The 1346-nt window shown below is 33.2% G+C and carries 3 pseudogenes; 2 read left to right on the top strand and 1 reads right to left on the bottom strand.

Annotated elements, in window-relative coordinates:
- Both AC1DJR_RS29930 and AC1DJR_RS29925 read left to right on the top strand, forming a co-directional pair.
- Positions 1-397: pseudogene (locus AC1DJR_RS29930) on the top strand (ABC transporter permease subunit); the annotation flags it as partial.
- Positions 385-930: pseudogene (locus AC1DJR_RS29925) on the top strand (peptide ABC transporter permease); the annotation flags it as partial. The pseudogenes AC1DJR_RS29930 and AC1DJR_RS29925, both read left to right, overlap by 13 nt.
- Before the next feature lie 42 nt (positions 931-972).
- Here AC1DJR_RS29925 and brnQ2 read toward each other — a convergent pair.
- Positions 973-1346, bottom strand: a pseudogene (gene brnQ2 / locus AC1DJR_RS29920) (branched-chain amino acid transport system II carrier protein BrnQ2); the annotation flags it as partial.

Genomic DNA, 1346 nt, shown 5'->3' with positions numbered 1-1346 from the left:
GTTTGTGAACTTAATGGATATCTCCAATTTTCAATATGTGAGCGATAAATTTTTATTTCCGCAGTTGTTCATCCATTATAAAGAAACGATTGTTATTTTTTTAGCTGCTTTTTTCATTTCATTATTTGTAGCATTTTGTATTGTTTATGTGATTATGAGTAGTTCACCTCGTATACAACATCGCATTAAATCATTTCTCATCTTCCTAGAATCCATTCCAGACATTCTTCTTATTTTAGGATCACAAATTTTAGTTATATGGTTTTTTAAACAAACAGGTTTTTTACCTTTTCAAATTGCGKCAATTGGAGGCGAGTCGATTAGAGGATTGCCRATATTTTGTTTGAGTATACCGACTACGATTMTGTTTGTAAAAATGTTAGTGCTTCGTTTCAAGTTGTATTACTTGTAATGCTTGTGATGCCAGTTATTGCACTGTATGTTGCGAAGGAAGTTCGTAAATTACAAACGGAAGAATTTATTGATGCCGCGCGCATATTAGGTGGATCGAGAAGACATATTGTTATAAARCATMTTTTYCCRCATCTCTATATGACGTTTATACTYGTATTTYTTCARCAGTTTACGCARACTCTTACTATTYTACTGCACTTAGGRTTACTGGAAGTGTTTTTTGGAGGAACTGTTAAGTTTTTAGGGCCGGTAGAAGAAATAGACTCTTACACACATGAATGGTCAGGTTTAATAGGAGTCTATTTTAGATCATTAACAGTGCATCCATGGATTCCTCTCGTTCCAATTACATTTTTTGGACTTACTATCTTTTCGGGAAATATGATTGTAAAAAGTATAGAAGAGGCGATGATGAAAGTTCGATTAGGGGGAGAGAGGAAGAAGGAAGTTGTAGAAGAAGAACAATCTGCTGTGCAGTCAAAAGAAGAGTTGTTTACGTTTAAACATACGATGTGAAAATAAAGAAGAAGCAAGCATAATCAATGCTTGCTTCTTTTTTTATTTTGTAGAAACTTCACCTTCAGCTTCTGTTTGCGGAATAAAGTATCCGATTATACCACCGATTATTGCTGGAACGATCCAGCCGATTCCTAAGTTATAAAAAGGAATTGTGTGTACGATATTAGCGATAAAACTTGGAATCATTCCCACATTATCAAGTGCATGAATACAGCTAATAAGGAATGCCGCGATCATCGCTCCGATATAGACAGAAGGTTTACGTTTCGTATATTTATCGATAAATGATACGAAAATTAAAATGATTGTAATTGGATATAAAATAATTAATACGGGTAATGTAATTTTGATTAATAAACTTAATCCTAAGTTTGAAATAACGAAGCTAAAAATACAAACGTATAGTACAAGCT

Source organism: Bacillus sp. 05T31, assembly GCF_056396725.1.
The sequence above is the reverse complement of the archived record's forward strand: the minus strand, read 5'-3'. Positions and strand labels throughout refer to the sequence as shown.